The organism is Hyphomonas sp. FCG-A18 (assembly GCF_045287255.1).
In the GTDB taxonomy this organism is placed as follows: Bacteria; Pseudomonadota; Alphaproteobacteria; order Caulobacterales; family Hyphomonadaceae; genus Henriciella.
Window position 1 is genome coordinate 462,355 of the sequence record NZ_CP137142.1, and the last position, 19,177, is coordinate 481,531.

At 52.4% G+C, this 19,177-nt stretch carries 6 protein-coding genes, 3 tRNA genes, 3 rRNA genes and 1 pseudogene; 10 read left to right on the forward strand and 3 right to left on the reverse strand.

Going from position 1 to position 19,177, the window contains the following annotated elements:
- Positions 1–555: 555 nt before the first annotated feature.
- The 7 genes and pseudogenes from RYZ27_RS02290 to RYZ27_RS02320 form a co-directional block, all read left to right on the forward strand.
- Positions 556–2,006 (forward strand): 16S ribosomal RNA (locus RYZ27_RS02290).
- A gap of 168 nt (positions 2,007–2,174) precedes the next feature.
- Positions 2,175–2,251: transfer RNA gene (locus RYZ27_RS02295), tRNA-Ile, on the forward strand.
- Positions 2,252–2,259: 8 nt separating this feature from the next.
- A tRNA-Ala gene (locus RYZ27_RS02300) sits at positions 2,260–2,335 on the forward strand.
- A gap of 294 nt (positions 2,336–2,629) precedes the next feature.
- Positions 2,630–5,403: ribosomal RNA gene (locus RYZ27_RS02305) — 23S ribosomal RNA — on the forward strand.
- A 160-nt stretch (positions 5,404–5,563) separates the two neighbouring features.
- Positions 5,564–5,678, forward strand: a 5S ribosomal RNA gene (gene rrf, locus RYZ27_RS02310).
- The 16S, 23S and 5S rRNA genes sit together here with 3 tRNA genes alongside, the layout of an rRNA operon.
- Positions 5,679–5,825: 147 nt before the next feature.
- Positions 5,826–5,902, forward strand: a tRNA-Met gene (locus tag RYZ27_RS02315).
- A gap of 184 nt (positions 5,903–6,086) precedes the next feature.
- Positions 6,087–6,264 (forward strand): annotated as a pseudogene (locus RYZ27_RS02320) (IS3 family transposase); the annotation flags it as partial.
- Between the two features lie 202 nt (positions 6,265–6,466).
- Here the strand turns inward: RYZ27_RS02320 and putA are convergent.
- The gene (putA, locus tag RYZ27_RS02325; RefSeq protein WP_406680746.1) at positions 6,467–10,099 is read right to left on the reverse strand and encodes a bifunctional proline dehydrogenase/L-glutamate gamma-semialdehyde dehydrogenase PutA; all 3,633 of its coding nucleotides are present in this window, start codon (positions 10,097–10,099) and stop codon (positions 6,467–6,469) included.
- Between the two features lie 532 nt (positions 10,100–10,631).
- Here putA and RYZ27_RS02330 point away from each other — a divergent pair.
- The 3 genes from RYZ27_RS02330 (at position 10,632) to RYZ27_RS02340 (ending at position 17,189) form a co-directional block, all read left to right on the forward strand.
- Positions 10,632–11,105 (forward strand): Lrp/AsnC family transcriptional regulator, encoded by a 474-nt coding sequence (locus RYZ27_RS02330; RefSeq protein ID WP_406680747.1) that lies wholly within the window; start codon positions 10,632–10,634, stop codon positions 11,103–11,105.
- A 519-nt stretch (positions 11,106–11,624) separates the two neighbouring features.
- Positions 11,625–14,876, forward strand: coding sequence for a TonB-dependent receptor domain-containing protein (locus RYZ27_RS02335; RefSeq protein ID WP_406680748.1), 3,252 nt, complete (start codon positions 11,625–11,627; stop codon positions 14,874–14,876).
- 66 nt (positions 14,877–14,942) lie between these two features.
- Positions 14,943–17,189 (forward strand): DPP IV N-terminal domain-containing protein, encoded by a 2,247-nt coding sequence (locus RYZ27_RS02340; protein WP_406680749.1) that lies wholly within the window; start codon positions 14,943–14,945, stop codon positions 17,187–17,189.
- 24 nt (positions 17,190–17,213) lie between these two features.
- Here the strand turns inward: RYZ27_RS02340 and RYZ27_RS02345 are convergent, their stop codons facing one another.
- Both RYZ27_RS02345 and RYZ27_RS02350 read right to left on the reverse strand, forming a co-directional pair.
- Positions 17,214–17,963, reverse strand: a complete 750-nt coding sequence (locus tag RYZ27_RS02345; RefSeq protein ID WP_406680750.1) for a helix-turn-helix domain-containing protein — start codon at positions 17,961–17,963, stop codon at positions 17,214–17,216.
- Positions 17,964–18,032: 69 nt separating this feature from the next.
- A complete protein-coding gene (locus RYZ27_RS02350; protein WP_406680751.1) occupies positions 18,033–19,175 on the reverse strand; it encodes a M24 family metallopeptidase in 1,143 nt (380 codons plus the stop codon).
- Positions 19,176–19,177 lie beyond the last annotated feature (2 nt).

Genomic DNA, 19,177 nt, shown 5'->3' on the forward strand with positions numbered 1-19,177 from the left:
GAAGTCGTTCGGTCTAAAACACAGAAACTGTTGCAAATGCAACTTTTCTGCAGAAAGGCTGAAAAGAGGAGTTGACGGGGTGAGGGCCGGTCTTTAGAGACCGCGACTTCTTCGGAAATGCCTCTCTAAAACGGGGCCGGTTAAACGGCTCAGTGGGAGAATTTTCGGCTCAAAACAGAGGTTTTTCGGTTCGCTGAAATTACTCTGCAGAAAGTCGAAAAAAGGGTGTTGACGCAAAATTCGGTGGCTGTATAAGCCGCCTCTTCCGGTCGACGGGGCGCCAAGCTCCAGACGCCAAAACGACCTTCGGGTCAGCTGTTTGACATTGTAGGAATTAGGAAGAGAAACGCAGGCGGCATGGGCGACTTGCGGTCCTTAATCGGACCAAATCGACTATGACGAATGCGTTTCAAGGAAATACCTTCACTAACATAAATGGTTTCGGCCATGGATGTTGTGACAGGGTTTCCCGTCAAAACGCAAAATTGCTTTATAGCATTTGATCCCGACCGGTTTTCCCCGGTCATTATGGGATTTTCGTCAGACATCAATTCTCAACCTGAGAGTTTGATTCTGGCTCAGAACGAACGCTGGCGGCAGGCTTAACACATGCAAGTCGAACGATATAGTGGCAGACGGGTGAGTAACGCGTGGAAACGTGCCTTTCACTACGGAATAGCTTTTGGAAACGAAAGGTAATACCGTATACGCCCTCCGGGGGAAAGATTTATCGGTGAAAGATCGGTCCGCGTTAGATTAGCTAGTTGGTAAGGTAATGGCTTACCAAGGCTACGATCTATAGCTGGTCTGAGAGGATGATCAGCCACACTGGGACTGAGACACGGCCCAGACTCCTACGGGAGGCAGCAGTGGGGAATATTGCACAATGGGCGCAAGCCTGATGCAGCCATGCCGCGTGAATGATGAAGGCCTTAGGGTTGTAAAATTCTTTCGCTAGGGATGATAATGACAGTACCTAGTAAAGAAGCCCCGGCTAACTTCGTGCCAGCAGCCGCGGTAATACGAAGGGGGCTAGCGTTGTTCGGAATTACTGGGCGTAAAGCGCACGTAGGCGGATTATTAAGTCAGATGTGAAATCCCGAGGCTCAACCTCGGAACTGCATTTGAAACTGGTAGTCTAGAGATCAGGAGAGGTTAGTGGAATACCGAGTGTAGAGGTGAAATTCGTAGATATTCGGTGGAACACCAGTGGCGAAGGCGACTAACTGGACTGATACTGACGCTGAGGTGCGAAAGTGTGGGGAGCAAACAGGATTAGATACCCTGGTAGTCCACACCGTAAACGATGAGAGCTAGTTGTCTGCAGGCATGCCTGTAGGTGACGCAGCTAACGCATTAAGCTCTCCGCCTGGGGAGTACGGCCGCAAGGTTAAAACTCAAAGAAATTGACGGGGGCCCGCACAAGCGGTGGAGCATGTGGTTTAATTCGAAGCAACGCGCAGAACCTTACCTACGCTTGACATGCCTGGACGACTCCGAGAGATCGGTTTCTCCCTTCGGGGCCAGTGCACAGGTGCTGCATGGCTGTCGTCAGCTCGTGTCGTGAGATGTTGGGTTAAGTCCCGCAACGAGCGCAACCCTCATCCTTAGTTGCCATCACGTTTGGGTGGGCACTCTAGGGAAACTGCCGGTGCCAAGCCGGAGGAAGGCGGGGATGACGTCAAGTCCTCATGGCCCTTACGCGTAGGGCTACACACGTGCTACAATGGCAGTGACAATGGGATAATCCCCAAAAGCTGTCTCAGTTCGGATTGTCGGCTGCAACTCGCCGGCATGAAGTTGGAATCGCTAGTAATCGTGGATCAGCATGCCACGGTGAATACGTTCCCGGGCCTTGTACACACCGCCCGTCACACCATGGGAGTTGGATCTACCCGAAGATTGTGAGCTAACTTCGGAGGCAGCAAGCCACGGTAGGTTCAGCGACTGGGGTGAAGTCGTAACAAGGTAGCCGTAGGGGAACCTGCGGCTGGATCACCTCCTTTCTAAGGATGTCTGTCATTTGGCTCACGCCTATGGCGACGTTCAAAGACAGCTAGTTTAACTAGCAAAAACTATGCGGTTGTTTATGCCGTCTTCGTTTCTCTTCCTTCATTCGCTGTTCCCTTCAGTTTGATGGGGACACAGCCTGGTGCTACCGGGCAACCTGTTAGGGGCCGGTAGCTCAGGCGGTTAGAGCGCACGCCTGATAAGCGTGAGGTCGGAGGTTCAAGTCCTCCTCGGCCCACCACCCTTTTCGGGGCCTTAGCTCAGCTGGGAGAGCGCCTGATTTGCATTCAGGAGGTCAGCGGTTCGATCCCGCTAGGCTCCACCATTTCTTGGTGGTTGGTTTAGCAGTGCTGCACAATTTGCGAATGAAGAAAGTGTCTAAGTTTCCGGAGCTTGTCTCCGGGATGTTTGTAATCGTAAGGGAAGATTGATCCGCCTCGCTGTTATCGAGCAGCAAGCGCGTACGGCTTTGCACGAAGCCATCGCGACCATGAGGTGAGCCTGTCATAAAGGGTCAATCTGCAAGAAACCAACAATGTCTGATCAGAAACCATATGTGGTTGCTGTGCGGCCCTGATTTTCAGGGGCGTTCACCTCCGCACATGCGTTTCGAATATGAGATCAAGCGTCAAAAGGGCATCCGGGGGATGTCTTGGCGGTAAGAGGCGATGAAGGACGTGGTACGCTGCGATAAGCTACGGGGAGGTGCGAACACCCTTTGATCCGTAGATTTCCGAATGGGGAAACCCATCTCCGAGATGGAAAACTATTAATCAGCTTCGGCTGGTTGCTGGTTTTTCATTTCAATAGTGAGATATAATACACTGAATACATAGGTGTTATTAAGCGAACCCGGGGAATTGAAACATCTAAGTACCCGGAGGAAAGGACATCAATTGAGACTCCCTTAGTAGCGGCGAGCGAACGGGGACCAGGCCTGGTCTGAAATAACGGGAAGCTTCTGGAAAGTTGCGCCATAGTGGGTGATAGCCCCGTACCGGTAAAATGAAGACCTTTTCGAGTAGGGCGGGACACGTGAAATCCTGTCTGAACATGGGGGGACCACCCTCCAAGCCTAAGTACTCCTTACCGACCGATAGTGAACAAGTACCGTGAGGGAAAGATGAAAAGCACCCCGACGAGGGGAGTGAAACAGACCCTGAAACCGGATGCCTACAAGCAGATGGAGCTCCTCGGAGTGACATCGTACCTTTTGTATAATGGGTCAGCGACTTAGTGTTGCGTGCAAGCTTAAGCCGATAGGTGTAGGCGTAGCGAAAGCGAGTCTGAATAGGGCGACCGAGTACGTAGCATTAGACCCGAAGGGAAGTGATCTAGATATGGGCAGGGTGAAGGTGCAGTAACATGCACTGGAGGCCCGAACCGTTGCACGTTGAAAAGTGCTCGGATGACCTGTGTCTAGGGGTGAAAGGCCAATCAAACTTCCTGATAGCTGGTTCTCCGCGAAATCTATTTAGGTAGAGCGTCAGATGAATACTCCAGGGGGTAGAGCACTGACTGGGCTAGGGGTCCTCACCGGATTACCAAACCTTATCAAACTCCGAATACCTGGAAGTACTATCTGGCAGACACACGGCGGGTGCTAACGTCCGTCGTGGAGAGGGAAACAACCCTGACCACCAATTAAGGTCCCCAAGTAATAGCTAAGTGTGAAAGGATGTGGGATTGCTTTGACAATGAGGAGGTTGGCTTAGAAGCAGCCATCCTTTAAAGAAAGCGTAACAGCTCACTCATCAAGCGATCCTGCGCCGAAAATGTAACGGGGCTAAAGCTATTCACCGAAATTGTGGGCTCGTAAGAGCGGTAGCGGAGCGTTCCGTAAGCCTGCGAAGGTGCACTGTGAGGTGTGCTGGAGGTATCGGAAGTGAGAATGCTGACATGAGTAGCGATAAAGCGGGTGAGAGACCCGCTCGCCGAAAATCCAAGGGTTCCTGCGTAAAGCTAATCTGCGCAGGGTTAGCCGGCCCCTAAGGCGAGGACGAAAGTCGTAGTCGATGGGAACACAGTTAATATTCTGTGGCCGTGGAGTGTGTGACGGATTTCGAAAGTTGTATCTTCTTATTGGATTGAAGATGCAGCCTGGAAGTCCCAGGAAATAGCCCTCCTATTAGACCGTACCCGAAACCGACACAGGTGGATAGGTAGAGAATACCAAGGCGCTTGAGAGAACGATGCTGAAGGAACTCGGCAAATTACCTCCGTAACTTCGGGAGAAGGAGGCCTCACTCTAGGCAACTAGAACTGAGGGGCACAGACCAGGGGGTTGCGACTGTTTATCAAAAACACAGGGCTCTGCGAAGCCGTAAGGCGACGTATAGGGTCTGACGCCTGCCCGGTGCCGGAAGGTTAAAAGGAGATGTGAGAGCGTCGAATTGAAGCCCCGGTGAACGGCGGCCGTAACTATAACGGTCCTAAGGTAGCGAAATTCCTTGTCGGGTAAGTTCCGACCTGCACGAATGGCGTAACGACTTCCCCACTGTCTCCAGCATCGACTCAGCGAAATTGAACTCCCCGTGAAGATGCGGGGTACCCGCGGTCAGACGGAAAGACCCCGTGCACCTTTACTGCAGCTTGGCTGTGGCAACGGAAATAGTATGTGTAGGATAGGTGGGAGGCTTTGAAGCAGTAGCGCCAGTTATTGTGGAGCCATCCTTGAAATACCACCCTTATTCTTTTCGTTGTCTAACCGCGCCCCTGGATGGGGCCGGGACCCAGCCTGGCGGGCAGTTTGACTGGGGCGGTCGCCTCCTAAAGAGTAACGGAGGCGCGCGATGGTAAGCTCAAGGCGGTCGGACATCGCCTGTTGAGTGCAATGGCATAAGCTTGCCTGACTGTGAGGCCGACGGGCCGAACAGAGACGAAAGTCGGTCATAGTGATCCGGTGGTCCCGAGTGGAAGGGCCATCGCTCAACGGATAAAAGGTACGCCGGGGATAACAGGCTGATGATGCCCAAGAGTCCATATCGACGGCATCGTTTGGCACCTCGATGTCGGCTCATCACATCCTGGGGCTGAAGCAGGTCCCAAGGGTTCGGCTGTTCGCCGATTAAAGTGGTACGTGAGCTGGGTTCAGAACGTCGTGAGACAGTTTGGTCCCTATCTGCCGTGGGTGTTGGAAACTTGAGAGGATCTGTCCTTAGTACGAGAGGACCGGGATGGACATACCTCTGGTGGACCTGTTGTGGCGCCAGCCGCATTGCAGGGTAGCTATGTATGGACGGGATAACCGCTGAATGCATCTAAGCGGGAAACCCACCTCAAAACCAGGTTTCCCTTGAGAGCCGTCCTAGACTAGGACGTCGATAGGCCGGGTGTGGAAGTGCGGCGACGCATGGAGCTTACCGGTACTAATTGCTCGATTGGCTTGATCTTTAGAAACGCATGTGTGGTGGTGAACGCCTCACAGGCTGACTGGATCAGACACCTACCAAATAAAATTATTGGTCAATTGTTGGTGATACAGGCAGACTCATAGCAAATGCGCGCATTTGTGTATGGAATGTTTGCCAATATACAGGCTTATTTCTGCCGACCCGGTGGTTATGGCAGGGGTTCCCCACCCGATCCCATCCCGAACTCGGCCGTTAAGTCCCCTAGCGCTGATGGTACTGCGTCTTAAGGCGCGGGAGAGTAAGTCGCTGCCGGGTCAGCTGAAATAAGCCTCATTCTTGCAGATATCTTCCCTTAGATTGCTCGACTGGTTCGGGCCTGTCTTTACACGAGACAGACAGTTTGAACCGGCCTTGTGCCGGTTTTCGTGTTTCTGGGGTTCGTTTTTTCGGACACCACGCTGACGCGGGATGGAGCAGCCCGGTAGCTCGTCAGGCTCATAACCTGAAGGTCGTAGGTTCAAATCCTACTCCCGCACCCAAATAAGCCCCTGATTTCCTTGCGGATTTCGGGGGCTTTCCTTTTTCTGGAATTCGCCGAAGAATCTGCGTTCTATCGTATTTCTAGCATTTTCGTGAGAAATATTGGGATAAACCGTGATAGATGGTGGCCCCAGAGGCGTCAGGCTCAGAGCGCGACCATCGGCACGGCGAAGTCCGATATTGTTGCCAGAAGGACCAAACGAGCGCTGGAGCCCCGACTTTGTCTTGGACGCGTTAAGCGATGGCCGTCGGATCAGGACGCTGTGCGTTGTCGATGTCTTCACGCGTGAGACGCTGGCCATCCATCGTGGTTGATGTTTCTCTGTCCGGACTGCGGGCTGCGCGCGAGCTGACCAGGATGATCATGCAGAGCACTATTGCAACCATCGGCCCAGATCACGGGGATGGGTCAGGGTTTGGAGCGCGCAGGACGCACCAACGAGAAGCCAATTATCTGGCCTAACGGCGCAGCTCTGTATGTATTGGTGCGGTCCCGAATGGCGTAGAATGCAATTCTGTAAAGCGGGGAAGCGCACAGTTTCTTGCATACTCAGATATCCCGTTTAGCTGAGTGCCAATAGCGATGCATTGCCGCCAGCGGCTGTTGTATTGATGGTCAGAGTGCGCTCATGGAAGAAGCGCTCAATTGGGTCAGTTTTCGATAGAATCGGTAAAATTGAACCCTGTCGCAGAGCTACTGCGGCCCCAATTTCAGCTCTTGCGTGTCCATCAGCGCACAAACCATCAATGCTTTGATTGATAAGCGATAGGCCCTCTATAAAGTTCGCTGTGCTGACCACAGAAACAGGAATTTGTTTGGCGCGAAGCCGATCGTGAATAGCTTCGATTTCTTGCTTAGCGCCACCAGTTTCGTCGACAACGGCGATGACGCTAGACCCAGCAGCAAGGGCAAGCGCTATTTGGGTCAACAGCGCTTCTGAATCATCACCGCCAAAGCATAGGAAAACGCCTCTTGGAAACAACCGAAGCGAATTGGTTTCGCCAGTTGGCCCGGGTAGATCGTATTTTAGGCGGAGTTTCCCGGGCAAGACGGTGTCAAGATGGGCCGCAGGCTGCACAAGGAAACGGACGGTTTCCAATCTATTCTGAGCCGGCGACGATAGGTTTTGCCACACCCCTGCAGCTTTCTTGGCAGCTTTTAGAGCCGCCATAGCGCCTTGTCCCGGCAATTCCGGAGGCGCCATGATAGATGATAGAGCTTTGCTCGCGTGCGGCATCGCATCTGATCTGGTGAGACCAAATAAATAGTTCGGACCCCCTGCCTTTGGCCCGGTTCCCGATAGACCTTCACCGCCAAATGGATGAACACCGACAACAGCACCGATTTGGTTCCGGTTTACATAGATATTACCGACATGTGCCCGACATGCGACATCGTCAACGCGGCTATCAAGGCGGGTATGCAGACCCAGAGTAAGCCCAAAACCAAGGCTATTAATCTCATCCACTAGTTTGCGAACTTGACCGGATTTGAATTTCACAATGTGCAGGACAGGGCCGAAAATTTCACGTTCTATATCACTGACCGAATTCACTTCGATAAGTATGGGGGCAGTGAAGAAGCCATTCTCAAGATTGTCCGGTAACTCACACTCATTCAACACATTGTGTTTCTGACGAGCCTCCCGCTTGTAATCCTCAATCATCCGCAGCGCATCAACATCAATTACCGGGCCGACATCCGTTGATATTTGTGCAGGATCACCAATGACGAGTTCATCCATAGCGCCAATGAGCATTTTTTTGAGTGGCTCATAGACATCCTCTTGGACACACAGAATCCGGCAAGCGGAGCATCGCTGTCCGGCACTTTGGAATGCGGAGTCGATGACATCCTGAACGGCTTGTTCGAGCAGGGCTGTGGAATCTACGATCATCGCGTTCAATCCGCCGGTCTCAGCGATCAAAGGTAGGGTAGGACGTCCGATTTCTGCGAGATTTCTGGCAATGACTTTTGCTGTTTTGGTCGAGCCTGTGAAGCAGACGCCAGAAATACTCTGGTGACGGGTCATGGCATTTCCAAGTATGGCTCCGTTGCCGATTAAAAGCTGTAATGCGGATTGAGGAATACCCGCACGATAAAGCAAGTCGACTGCCCGTGCTGCGATGATAGGTGTCTGGGCTGCGGGTTTAGCGACAACTGTGTTTCCAACACTCAGAGAGGCAACCACCTGCCCAAGGAAGATCGCTAATGGGAAGTTCCATGGTGAGATACATGCAACAGTACCTAGGGGCTTTCGCTGCTGTATTTCGTCCTTTTGAGCACGCAATGCGTAATAGCGGCAAAAGTCGATAGCTTCTCTGACCTCGGCGACTGCATCAGGTAGGGTCTTGCCCGCTTCGCGAACGCAAAGTTCCAGGAATTCATCCATCTCTTCTTCAAGAAGCTTTGCGGCCTTGTTGAGAATGTCGGCGCGAGAGGAGGCTGTGGTGTTGCTCGCCCAATTCGAGTTTCCGGTGACCTTAAAAGCCTTATCGACGCTTGATACATCCGCGTACTCTACCTCGCCGACCAGGTGGGTTTGATCTTGTGGTGCTTTGATCAGGACTACAGTGTCTAGGCTATTATCTGTTTCGCCGTGAAGCCGATGGACTTCGCGGCTAGCAACGCGCTCTGCCTTATCCGCTTCTACATTCGATTGTGTAAGATCGATGCCGGCTGCAGACGCGCGCCCATCCTCCAGAATATCAGTTGGAACTGGGATATTTGGATGTGAAATGCTATGATTATTTTGGACCGTTTCAATTGGGTCAGTGACGATTTCATCAATTGCAACACGCTCGTCCATCAACTGGTTTACGAATGAGCTGTTGGCTCCATTCTCAAGCAAGCGACGCACGAGATAGGGAAGCAGATCCTTGTGGGTTCCGACTGGTGCGTAGATACGGCTTCTCGCCCCATACATATCCATCAGTCGCGCGTGTAGTGAGCCTCCCATTCCATGGAGACGTTGATACTCGAATTCGGCGTCGGGCTTGGCCATGTAAGCGATTGCCGCAGCGGTATGAGCGTTGTGTGTGGCAAATTGCGGGAAGATCTGATCTGACATGTCCAACAGCCTGCCGGCACAGGCCAGATAACTGACGTCCGTGTTCTCCTTTCGGGTGAAGACTGGGTAGCTCGCTAGCCCCATTTCTTGGGCACGCTTGATCTCCATGTCCCAATACGCCCCTTTGACAAGACGTACGGCAATTTTGCGCCGAGCCGAGCAGGCCAGTTCGTAAACATGGTCGATGACAGGCATAGCCCGGCGTTGATAGGCTTGGATCACAAGGCCTAAACCTGGCCAGTCTTCTAGAGCCTTAACTTTGAGAAGCTGCTCAAAAACCTTGAGTGATATCTCAAGCCGGTCTGCTTCCTCCGCATCAATATTGAGCCAAAGGCCCGCAGAGCGGGCAACACGGGCCAACTCAATCAGCCGATCAACCAAGTATGGAACACATGTCTCTCGATGGGCGTACTCGTAGCGAGGGTGGAGAGCCGAAAGCTTTACTGACAACCCAGCCGTTTTCATCATATCCGATGAGCTTGGCGTCTGTTTCGCAATCACCTCAATCGCGTTCAGGTAAGATGCGAAATAGGCATCAGCGTCTTCCATTGTGTGAGCCGCTTCTCCAAGCATATCGAATGAATGGGTAAAACCAGCGCTTTCAGCTTTATGTCCGCGTTTAAGTGCCTGTTCGATATCGCGGCCAAGGACGAAATGATCACCCATAATTGCCATTGCTTGCTCAACTGCTTTATCCATCACCTGATCACCAAGCTTGGCGAGTAGGTGCTTGGCGTGCGTGCCACCTGTTGAGGAAACCCATGCCGATGTCAGGCGCAGTCCATTCGTGGCCTGATTGACAAGAAAGGATTGACTCTTGCCTGCATGGGTCGACCAATTCGCCCCGCCAATTTTATCCCGAATGAGGCTTCGTGAGGTAGCAAAGTCAGGTGTACGAATAAGCGCTTCTGCCAAGCGCATGAGCGTGACCCCCTCCTCAGTGGATAGACCATACTCCAGAAGCAGTTCATCAATGGTGGAGGTTGCTTGTTTGTCTGCGCGTACGTCGGCAACAATCTGCTTGGCGTCCTGGAATACCCGCCAGCGTTCGTCTCCGCCCAACGGGACTTTGTTTAGCAATTCACGGACAAGGCTGCTCTCATCACGCAAATAGGATCTTGTCAAACTTAAGGACGTGCCGGGACTGTCCAATGCCGCCTCGTCATACATTGCAAATCTCCGCCTAGGCATGATCACCGGCTGGTATGATGCGCATTTTAAGGGGGAAGTGGGACTTTATTTTCCGAGTTTTGTGGCCCGAATGACTTAAAATGAAATCAAAATAACCACATGATGCCTGAAACCTCAGGAGTGGTAGGCTTATTGGGTGATTCTGCTTTGGGGCTTCTGGACCTTGATCTGCAGGTTATGAAAGCGCAATGCCTGGTTTATCCTTGAAGCGATCAGGATCGTGAATTTGCATCGCAGTCTACCAGATGGCCGCGCCTAGACAGCGCCAGTTTCGATCTCACGATTGGGTAACAGCAAGAAACACAAGGCGTCTATTACCCAGAGGAGGAGCTCTGAAGGGGGGTTGAACCGAGGCTAATGTGCTGGGTCTATCTTATGCTTTGAGGAGAGGGGATTGGACTTTGTTTTTGTCCTCATGTGGTCTATGTGTCCACAAAAGTTATATTTCTAGCCATAAGAGTTTTAAATGTCAGGCCAGTTAGGCATATTGGATGAGGCAGATCGCCGGATACTTCGTGAGGTTCAAAGCGATGGCCGAGTTCCGGTGGTTGAACTCGCTCAGCGTATTGGCTTGAGTAAAACGCCATGCTTGAAACGTTTGCGCCGACTGGAAAAAGACGGTGTCATCCGGGGCTATCGAGCTGATATCGACCCCGACAAAATACGGCAGGGTTATCTGGTCTATGTGCAGGTTAAACTCTCCAGCACGACCCGCGAAGTTTTGGACGCATTCAATAAAGCTGTACGTGGCGTACCAGAAATCATGTCGTGTCACATGATGGCTGGTGGTTTCGATTACCTCTTGAAGATTCGTACGAGCGATATGAAAGCATATCGTCAGTTTATGGGCGATGTGCTTTCACAGCTTCCGAACATTGCGCAAACCTCAACATTTCCGGTGATGGAACAGGTCAAGGAATCGCACGAACTCATTATCTAGGGAATGGGGCGCTGATATGGGCGTCGGACGCATCAGTAAGTCAGAATCAAGCTGGATTGTTCAGTCCAAGTTCGAACTTGCGCGTCCAAGTGTGTCTTTAGTCGTTCGCAGGTGACTTCTTGAAACGCTTCACCAATCTCTCGACCAAAGCTTGGTGCTGGCGCTCGCGACCTTTATTGGGGTTAGCATTGGACGAGCTATATTCATGGCGCCTGATGCTATAGTTTTTTGTGCATATATCACATTAAGTTATTATGGGCGGTGTTTTAGTATTTCTACGCAATTACCTGTTGCAGCGCTAAAAATGCTCTCCCTCAGAACCTAATATTTACATAGTTCGTTTTCAGCATCGTGGTTATCGATTGCCCTAAGAAATGGTGGGAATTGTGCGCAAATTTTAGTCTGTAACACATTTGCGAACAAGACAGGATCAGACCTTCTCTTGAATAGTATAGGCTCCGGAAGAGCGTCGAAAATGGCCGAGAGCTCCGGAATTTAACGTTGTTGGGAGGTCTCGAAATGAAGTCTAAAACCAAGCTTGCAAATAGATTGCTATTGTCTGCGGCATTGCCACTAACCTTGTTGACGGGCGCCGCATTGGCGCAGGAAGGCGACCCTGCGGCGAGTGAAGAGGTTGTCGCTCCACCGGAGGAGACGGAACTTGTCAGCTTAGAAGATGACGCCTCTGATGAGGCTGCTGCGGTTCAGGATAAGGTTATTGTGACTGGTTCGCGGATCCGACGCTCTGAGGTCACGAATATCAGCCCGACCGTGTCTGTCGGTGCTGCTGAGTTTGATGCGCGCGGGGCAGTTAACGTCCTTGACTTGCTTGAGGAAATCCCGGCCTTAACCGGATCTGAGAGCATTGATGACAACCAGTTCAGCTTTGGCGATTCCGGCGTACGGCGCGCCAACCTGCGCGGTCTCGGGGCTTTCCGGTCTCTGACCGTTGTTGATAACCGGCGACGGGCTCCAACCGCATCTTCCTTCTTCGGACGCAACTCTTTCGACTGGAATGTCTTGCCGCAAAACATGATTGAGCGCGTTGATGTTCTCACTGGTGGGGCGTCATCGATTTATGGCTCAGATGCGGTGTCTGGCGTGATTAACATCATCCTGAAGGATGAGATGGACGGCTATGAGTTTGGTGCTGTCGGTTCGACATTCGAAAGCGGCGGCTACAGCAACTGGTCGGCGTATGCGACTGGCGGCTGGGAGGGTGATCGCTGGAATGCCATTGCCAGTGTCGAGTATTCTGGAAACAGTGAATACTCAACATTTGAAGCCGGGCGCGAAGGGTTTCGAAGCTGGGTGCCGAATGAGCAGCCCCGTTTGAGCTGGCCGCATATTGATCGTGTTGAACAAGTTATCGATCCGAGCGCCTATTATGATAGCATCCCATATTACAATGTGTTGGATATCTGGAATCAGCCATTCGAGAATGTAATCCCATCTTTCGGAACGCCGTGGCCTTTCCGAGGCTACCATGCGCTGGATGCAAATGGCGATGTTGTTCTAGACGAGAATGGCAATCCGGATTTTCCGCGCTGGGTTTTTGGTGAACGTGTTCCAGGCGAAGGTGAAGACTGGTTCATCGATGGGGTTGGTAACCCGCTGGTTTATGATCGTGGCATGGGCCGCTTCCGTGCGATTGACCTTGGTGCGGGCGGTCTTCTGAACTTCTGGGGGTGTGACGCCACGGATGGCTGCGAAATGCGCGACCAAATGTATGATACAACATACTGGTCCCCAACAACGCGCTTCAACGCTTATACAAAGGGAACTTATGCGCTTACGGATAGCATCGATCTCAGCGCAGAGCTCATTTATGCCAAGACTGAGGCAAAGTCTGATATCGCGCCACAGCTGATCCGGCGGAATAACAATATCTTTGCCAACAAGTTCCTTGATACTGTGGACCTGACCCAACCGCTCGCAGGTGACGCAGATTTGCCAACAATAACAGGGTTCGGCCTCAATCCATTGTTTACGCCAGCCCTGCACAATCAATTAGATGCTTTGGGCGAGACCTCGTTTCAAATTGCCACCTATCGCCTGAATGATCTTGGCACGCGCGAGTCAACGCGTGAACAGGACTATCTCGCGCTTGCTTTTGAGCTGGATGGTGAATTGCAAAATGGCTGGGAGTGGGATGCGACTCTGGACTATGGCTATGCCGAGTATGGGACGCGCACAACAGGCCAGGCCTATGGCGCGCGTTTTGACAACGCGCTGGATGTCGTCATTGACGAAGCCACAGGCCAGGCGGTTTGTCGAAGTGCGGAAGCACGCGCAGCTGGATGTTCGCCAGCAAACTTGCTGGATGGCCTATCAGTAGAGGCGGTGGACTATATCCGTGCGCCTGATGCGACCTTCGATTTCACGAGTGAAATGCTGCAACTAACGGCTACCCTGTCTGGGGACAGTGAGGACTTTTTCACGCTTCCGGCTGGGCCTGTGTCTTTCGCGACTGGTTTGGAATGGCGTTATGTCGAGAATGACCGCAAGCTTGATGAGGCTACGGTTGCAGGTGAAGGCTTTGCGGGCAGTCAGCTTCCAGACTTCTCTGCAGATAACACCGTGAAAGAGGCCTTTGTTGAGGTGGTTGTTCCTATTCTCGCGGATGTGCCCGGTGCTCGAGTTCTTGATTTTGAAGGCGCATACCGCTTGTCAGAGTATGAGAAAGGTGGCTCTGATATCCTTGATACCTATAAGTATGGTGTCCGCTGGGCCCCAGTTGAGGGGTTCACGGTGCGGGCTATTCAGGCGCGCTCTATTCGGGCGCCACACCCCTCTGAGCTCTCTCTTCCAGGGAGTATTGGCTTTATCGGGTACACTGACCCTTGTGGTACCTTCTCATTGTCCAATAATCCAGACCGGGTGGATGATTGTCTGGCCTGGACAGGCTTTACGCAAGCCGAGCTGGACGCCTTTACCGGGCTTAACACCGGGCAAGATCAAACAGGCGGCAACCCAAATCTGGTGCCGGAGGTGTCGGATACGCTAACGATTGGCTTCGTCTTGCAACCAACCTTCCTTGATAATTTCTGGTTGACTGTGGACTACTTCGACATCGAATTCGAAAATTTGATTGATCAACTGGGCGAGCAACGCATCCTGAATGAATGTGCGGACCGCTTCTCTGTTGACAGTCAATTCTGTCAGTTAGTGGACCGTGACCCTGTTACTCGGGAAATCCAGCTTGTCCGGGATACATTTGTCAATGTGAATGGTACTGATATTGATGGCTGGGATATGCAAGCCGGTTATCGCTTTGGTGTGCAAGACGCTCTGGGTGGTCTTCAAAACCTGGTTGGTCTTGTGACAACGGAAGATAAATCCGATCGTGATCTCGGTGAGATTAATCTGACCTTTAGCGGGCAGTATCTTGAGAAGGATGAGTTCATTAACATTGATGGTGCGGTCACAGACCGCGCGGGGGGTACCTTTAATCCAGATGTTCGTCTCCGTGGGAGCCTTGGTTATTCCTATAAGGACTTCCGGTTCTTCTGGAGCACCAACTATATTGGGGCAACTGATACAGATGCTTCAGAACCCCGTTGGGAAACCAATGATATCTTCTACCATGATGCTTCGATCAGCTACTACTTTGATCGTGGGAATGACAAGTGGGCACGCCTGTCAGCAGGTATCAATAATGTCTTCGATGAAGGCACACGGCCACACACCTGGACATATGGTGGTAGTCAGTTCGACCGCCTTGGTGGCCGCGGCTACTATCTGAGCTTCTCGGTTCCTCTTGGAGGGTAGTCCCCCTGACTATGGCTTTGGGCGCCCTTTGTGGCGCCCAAAGCTGCTTTTCTGGAAGAATTTATGATGTCTCGATTGCTCCTGAATGTTCGTATTCTAGTCTTGGTGCTTGCCGCCTCTATCCTCCAGCTCGGCCAAGTGGGCTTTGCTACGGATCTGACGAAGGTTTATCAGCCAGATCAGGTCGGGGATTATGCTCACCAGCTTTATGTCGAACCAAACTGGGTTGGGAGTAATGGCCAGTTCTGGTATGCTCGTGAAAGTGCTCAGGGGCGTGTCTATGTGTTGGTTGATCCTGTTGAGAAGGCTCTACAGCCGTTGTTTGATCACACAAAGCTTGCAACCGCGCTGAAGCAATATGGGCTTGAAGATGTTGAGAGCACGAGCCTCGCGCTTGAGGCTTTGCAGATCAAGAGCGACTTCACGGTGCTGGAATTCTCGCTACAGAACACGGCGTTTACCTATGAGCTGAAATCCGGAACGCTATCGGAGCGTGCAGAGAGAGAGCCAACACCAGGCGGGATATCCCCGGATGGCAAATGGCGGGCTTTTCTGGATGGTCCGAACCTGTCCGTTGAAGATCTCGAAACGGGTGAAGTCAGGCCTCTAACGGATGATGGGACAGAGGCGCAGCCTTATGCGACGGCGCTGATGAATCCCCGACATGTTTTGAACGGGACCTATCAAGCCTATTGGGCTGATATCCGCTGGTCCTGGAACAGTCGCTATATTGCGACCTATCGCATGGACCTGAACGGGGTAACACAGCTTACCATGCCGAATGGGGAAGAGACGATTGCGTATCGTTATCCCAGAGCGATGGACGAAAATGTCCCCTTGGCCACACCAATTGTGTTTGACCTGAAGACCGGTGAGCGCTTTACACCGAACATCGCGCCACTGCCTGTGCTTTACTATGGTGGGCCACGTCTGCGCTGGGTTGATGATGCCAATCTGATGGTGACATCGGTCAAGCGCGGCTACAAGAACCGCACTGTCTACAGCTATGATGTTTCCTCCCAAAAGCTGCGGACCGTATTGCAGGAAAATTCAGACCGCTTTGTCAACATATATGAGGGGACGAACTGGGTCATCTATGATTGGGACAGGTTGCTCTGGCTCTCCGATATTGATGGTCACACACATATCTATCTCGCCGATCTTGAGGGCGGTGAGCAGATGCGGCAGATCACTGAAGGTGCGTGGCGCGTTGCCCAACCGATCGATATTGTTGAAGGCGAGAATGAGATTTATTTCCTCGCCTCGGGGCGCCGGGAAGGGGTTAATCCCTATTATCGCGCCCTGTACCGGATCAAGCGCTTTGGCAGTGACCCTGAGCTGCTGACCCCCGATGAGCATGACCACTCAGTCTACATGTCGCCGGATGGAGCATATATTGTCGACAATATCTCGCGTGTCGATATGCCGACGCGCTCAGTGTTGCGACGCTCGCGCGATGGCAAGATTATCATGGAGCTTGGTGGCGCTGATATATCGCCGCTACAGGCGTTGGGACATCGCTTCCCTGAGCCTTTCTCGCTTGCCACCAGTACTGGATTTGAGGTCCATGGTGTTCTCTATCGGCCGATCGATTTCGATGAAACCAAACAGTATCCGTTGATCGAGCAGATCTATACCGGACCGCATACTTCGAATGCCGCGCGCTCGTTTAATCAGGGATTGAAGCGATCACATGCACAGGCTGTGGCGAATGCGGGCTTCATCGTCCTGCAGCTTGATGTTGAGGGCACAGAGGGCCGCTCAAGAGCTTTCCTTGATCCGGCTTACAAGAACCTTGCCGAGGTGGGGCTTGATACGCGTATTGAAGTGATTGAAGCGCTGGCCGAGGCATTCCCACAAATTGACCTGAACCGGGTCGGGGCCTTTGGTTTCTCTGCGGGGGGCTATGACGTTGTGCGTTTGCTGACGCGGCGACCGGATTTCTACAAGGTCGGCGTTGCGGCGTCTGGCAATTATGACAGTCGCTGGGATAAGGCGGACTGGAATGAGCAGTGGCTCGGCATTGATGATCTTTCCGTCTATGAGGCGAACTCCATGTTGACCTCTGCGCATCGTTTACAGGGGCGTCTCTTGTTGGCGCATGGTCTGCAGGATGAGAATGTGCCCGTACAAGCCACGCGTGAGCTTGTGAAAGCTCTGGAGGCGGCCGAAAAACACGATCTGTTTGAGGTTGATTACTACCCGACAGGCGGACATTTCCTTGAAACAGACCCGGCTTTCGTAACGCGGCGACTGGACTTTTTCAGAACCCATTTGGGGGGACCTGAACCAATCAAGGCAACGGCTGACTAAGCGCTCAAGGTGCGAACCACAGATCTATCTTAGAATTTTCCGCACTTGTGTTGGGGTCAATCCGGTCGCTTTTTTGAATTGGCGCGAGAAGGCACTTTGGTCTTCATAGCCTGCATCCATGGCGATCTCGGCAAGCGGCTTGTCACTCTCGGTCAGTTCCTGTCGGGCAAAGTCGATGCGCTGTTTCAGCACCCATTGGCCAGTTGTGAGGCCGAAAATTTGCTGCATGCGCCGATCAAGTTGATAGGGGGACAGTCCTGCCATCTCAGACAGGTCTTGAATCGTATGGGTTTCGGAAATGTGCTCTTTCACATGCTCAATGACGGATTTCAGCTTTGGGAAATTGTCATTGTCGATATGCGGGGCCCCTAAATCCTTTGAAATGCCAGCCAGACCGACAATCGAGCCATCCTCTTCGATCAGTGGGAATTTGTTAGTGATACACCAGCCCGTCGTGCGATCTGGATAGATATGCACCTCAAGACGGTCCAAGATAGGCGTGCCGGTTTCAATGATCAGTTTGTCCTGAGCCTCATAACGCTCGCCAAGGGCTTTGCCCAGCACCGTGGAGGGCAGCTTGCCGATCAACTCATCCTTGCTCGAATGTTTGCAACGTTTGGCCAGCGTATCATTCACCAGAAGATATCGCCCACCGGAGTCTTTGATAAAGAAGACCGTATCCGATAGGCGATCGAACAGGTCGCTCAGCGGAAGTGTGGGCAAGAGTTTTCCCCAAACCATTGGGTCCAGACGGCTACTGTCAAACATACTCATTGTGCAAAAAATTGAGTTTGGATTAGGTTTTTCGTGGCTTTCAACATCTTACGGCGAATACTTGAGAGGTTAAAGGAAAGGCTCATACAGAGAGTTTTGCGGTTCTGTGAACCAGCGCGGTCCCTGGTCGGTCATGTAGAAATGATCCTCCAAACGAATACCGAATGCATCCGGGACAACGATCATTGGTTCGTTTGAGAAACACATGCCGGGGGCGAGGGCTGTGCCGTCACCTCTGACGAGATAGGGGGCTTCATGAATATCGAGACCAATGCCGTGCCCGGTCCGGTGGGGTAGACCGGGTAGCTTATAATCCGGGCCAAGCCCTTGTGCCTGTAGAGCCTCGCGCGCGGCAGTATCAACGCTCTCACAAGGCTTGCCCAATTGTGCGGCATCAAACGCGACCGCTTGGGCCTCTTTCTCCAACGCCCAGAGGCGCTCTACCGCTGAATCTTGTTTGGAGAGGGCATAGGTGCGGGTGATGTCTGAGTTATAGCCATCAACCTGGCACCCGGTATCAATCAGGATCAGATCATCGCTTTGCAAGACCTGGTCACCGGGAACACCGTGCGGATGGGCTGTGGCTTCGCCAAACTGCACCGCGCAAAATGTGTTGCCATTGTCCGCGCCACCCTCCTGGTGAAGCTGGTTGATTTTCTGTTTAACTTCACTCGCTTTGATGCCAGGTTTAAGCCACTCAAAAATCTGTTTGTGTACAGAAAGCGTCAACGTCTTTGCCGCCTGCATAAGTGCCAGCTCCTGTGGTGACTTTTGTGCCCTTAGTGGTGTGATCAGGGCAGCGGCGCTTTGCAGGGGGATTGGCGCGATGGCCCGCCCAAGCTCATTTGCCTGCCCAAATGAACAATTCGGGTCCAGAGCACAGGTTTGTATCCCGGTGTCACGCAGGATGCTGGCGGCGAGCGCATATGGGTCCTCGTCTTCTTCCCAATAGGCATAAGCATAATCGCCCGTGAGATGGCCGAGGAGTGCGGTATCCTCGAACTTTGGGCAGACAAAGATTGTACTGGCCGATGTAACTAGCGCGGCGACGAACCGTTCGGTTTCCCCCCAGCCTAAGCCAAAGAAGTACCGCATGTTTGATCCAGGCGTCACAATCACGGCGTCTGTTCCGTTTGCCGCCATGGCCTGTCGCAGATGCTGGACCCGACCCTGGCGCTCAGTTGCCTGAATGATCGGCGGTAAGTTGTGCATGC

Coding starts and splice junctions, on each gene's coding strand:
- RYZ27_RS02330 (WP_406680747.1), top strand. CDS start 10,632: ATGTCAGGCCAGTTAGGCATATTGGATGAGGCAGATCGCCGGATACTT.
- RYZ27_RS02335 (WP_406680748.1), top strand. CDS start 11,625: ATGAAGTCTAAAACCAAGCTTGCAAATAGATTGCTATTGTCTGCGGCA.
- RYZ27_RS02340 (WP_406680749.1), top strand. CDS start 14,943: ATGTCTCGATTGCTCCTGAATGTTCGTATTCTAGTCTTGGTGCTTGCC.
- RYZ27_RS02345 (WP_406680750.1), bottom strand. CDS start 17,963: ATGAGTATGTTTGACAGTAGCCGTCTGGACCCAATGGTTTGGGGAAAA.
- RYZ27_RS02350 (WP_406680751.1), bottom strand. CDS start 19,175: ATGCACAACTTACCGCCGATCATTCAGGCAACTGAGCGCCAGGGTCGG.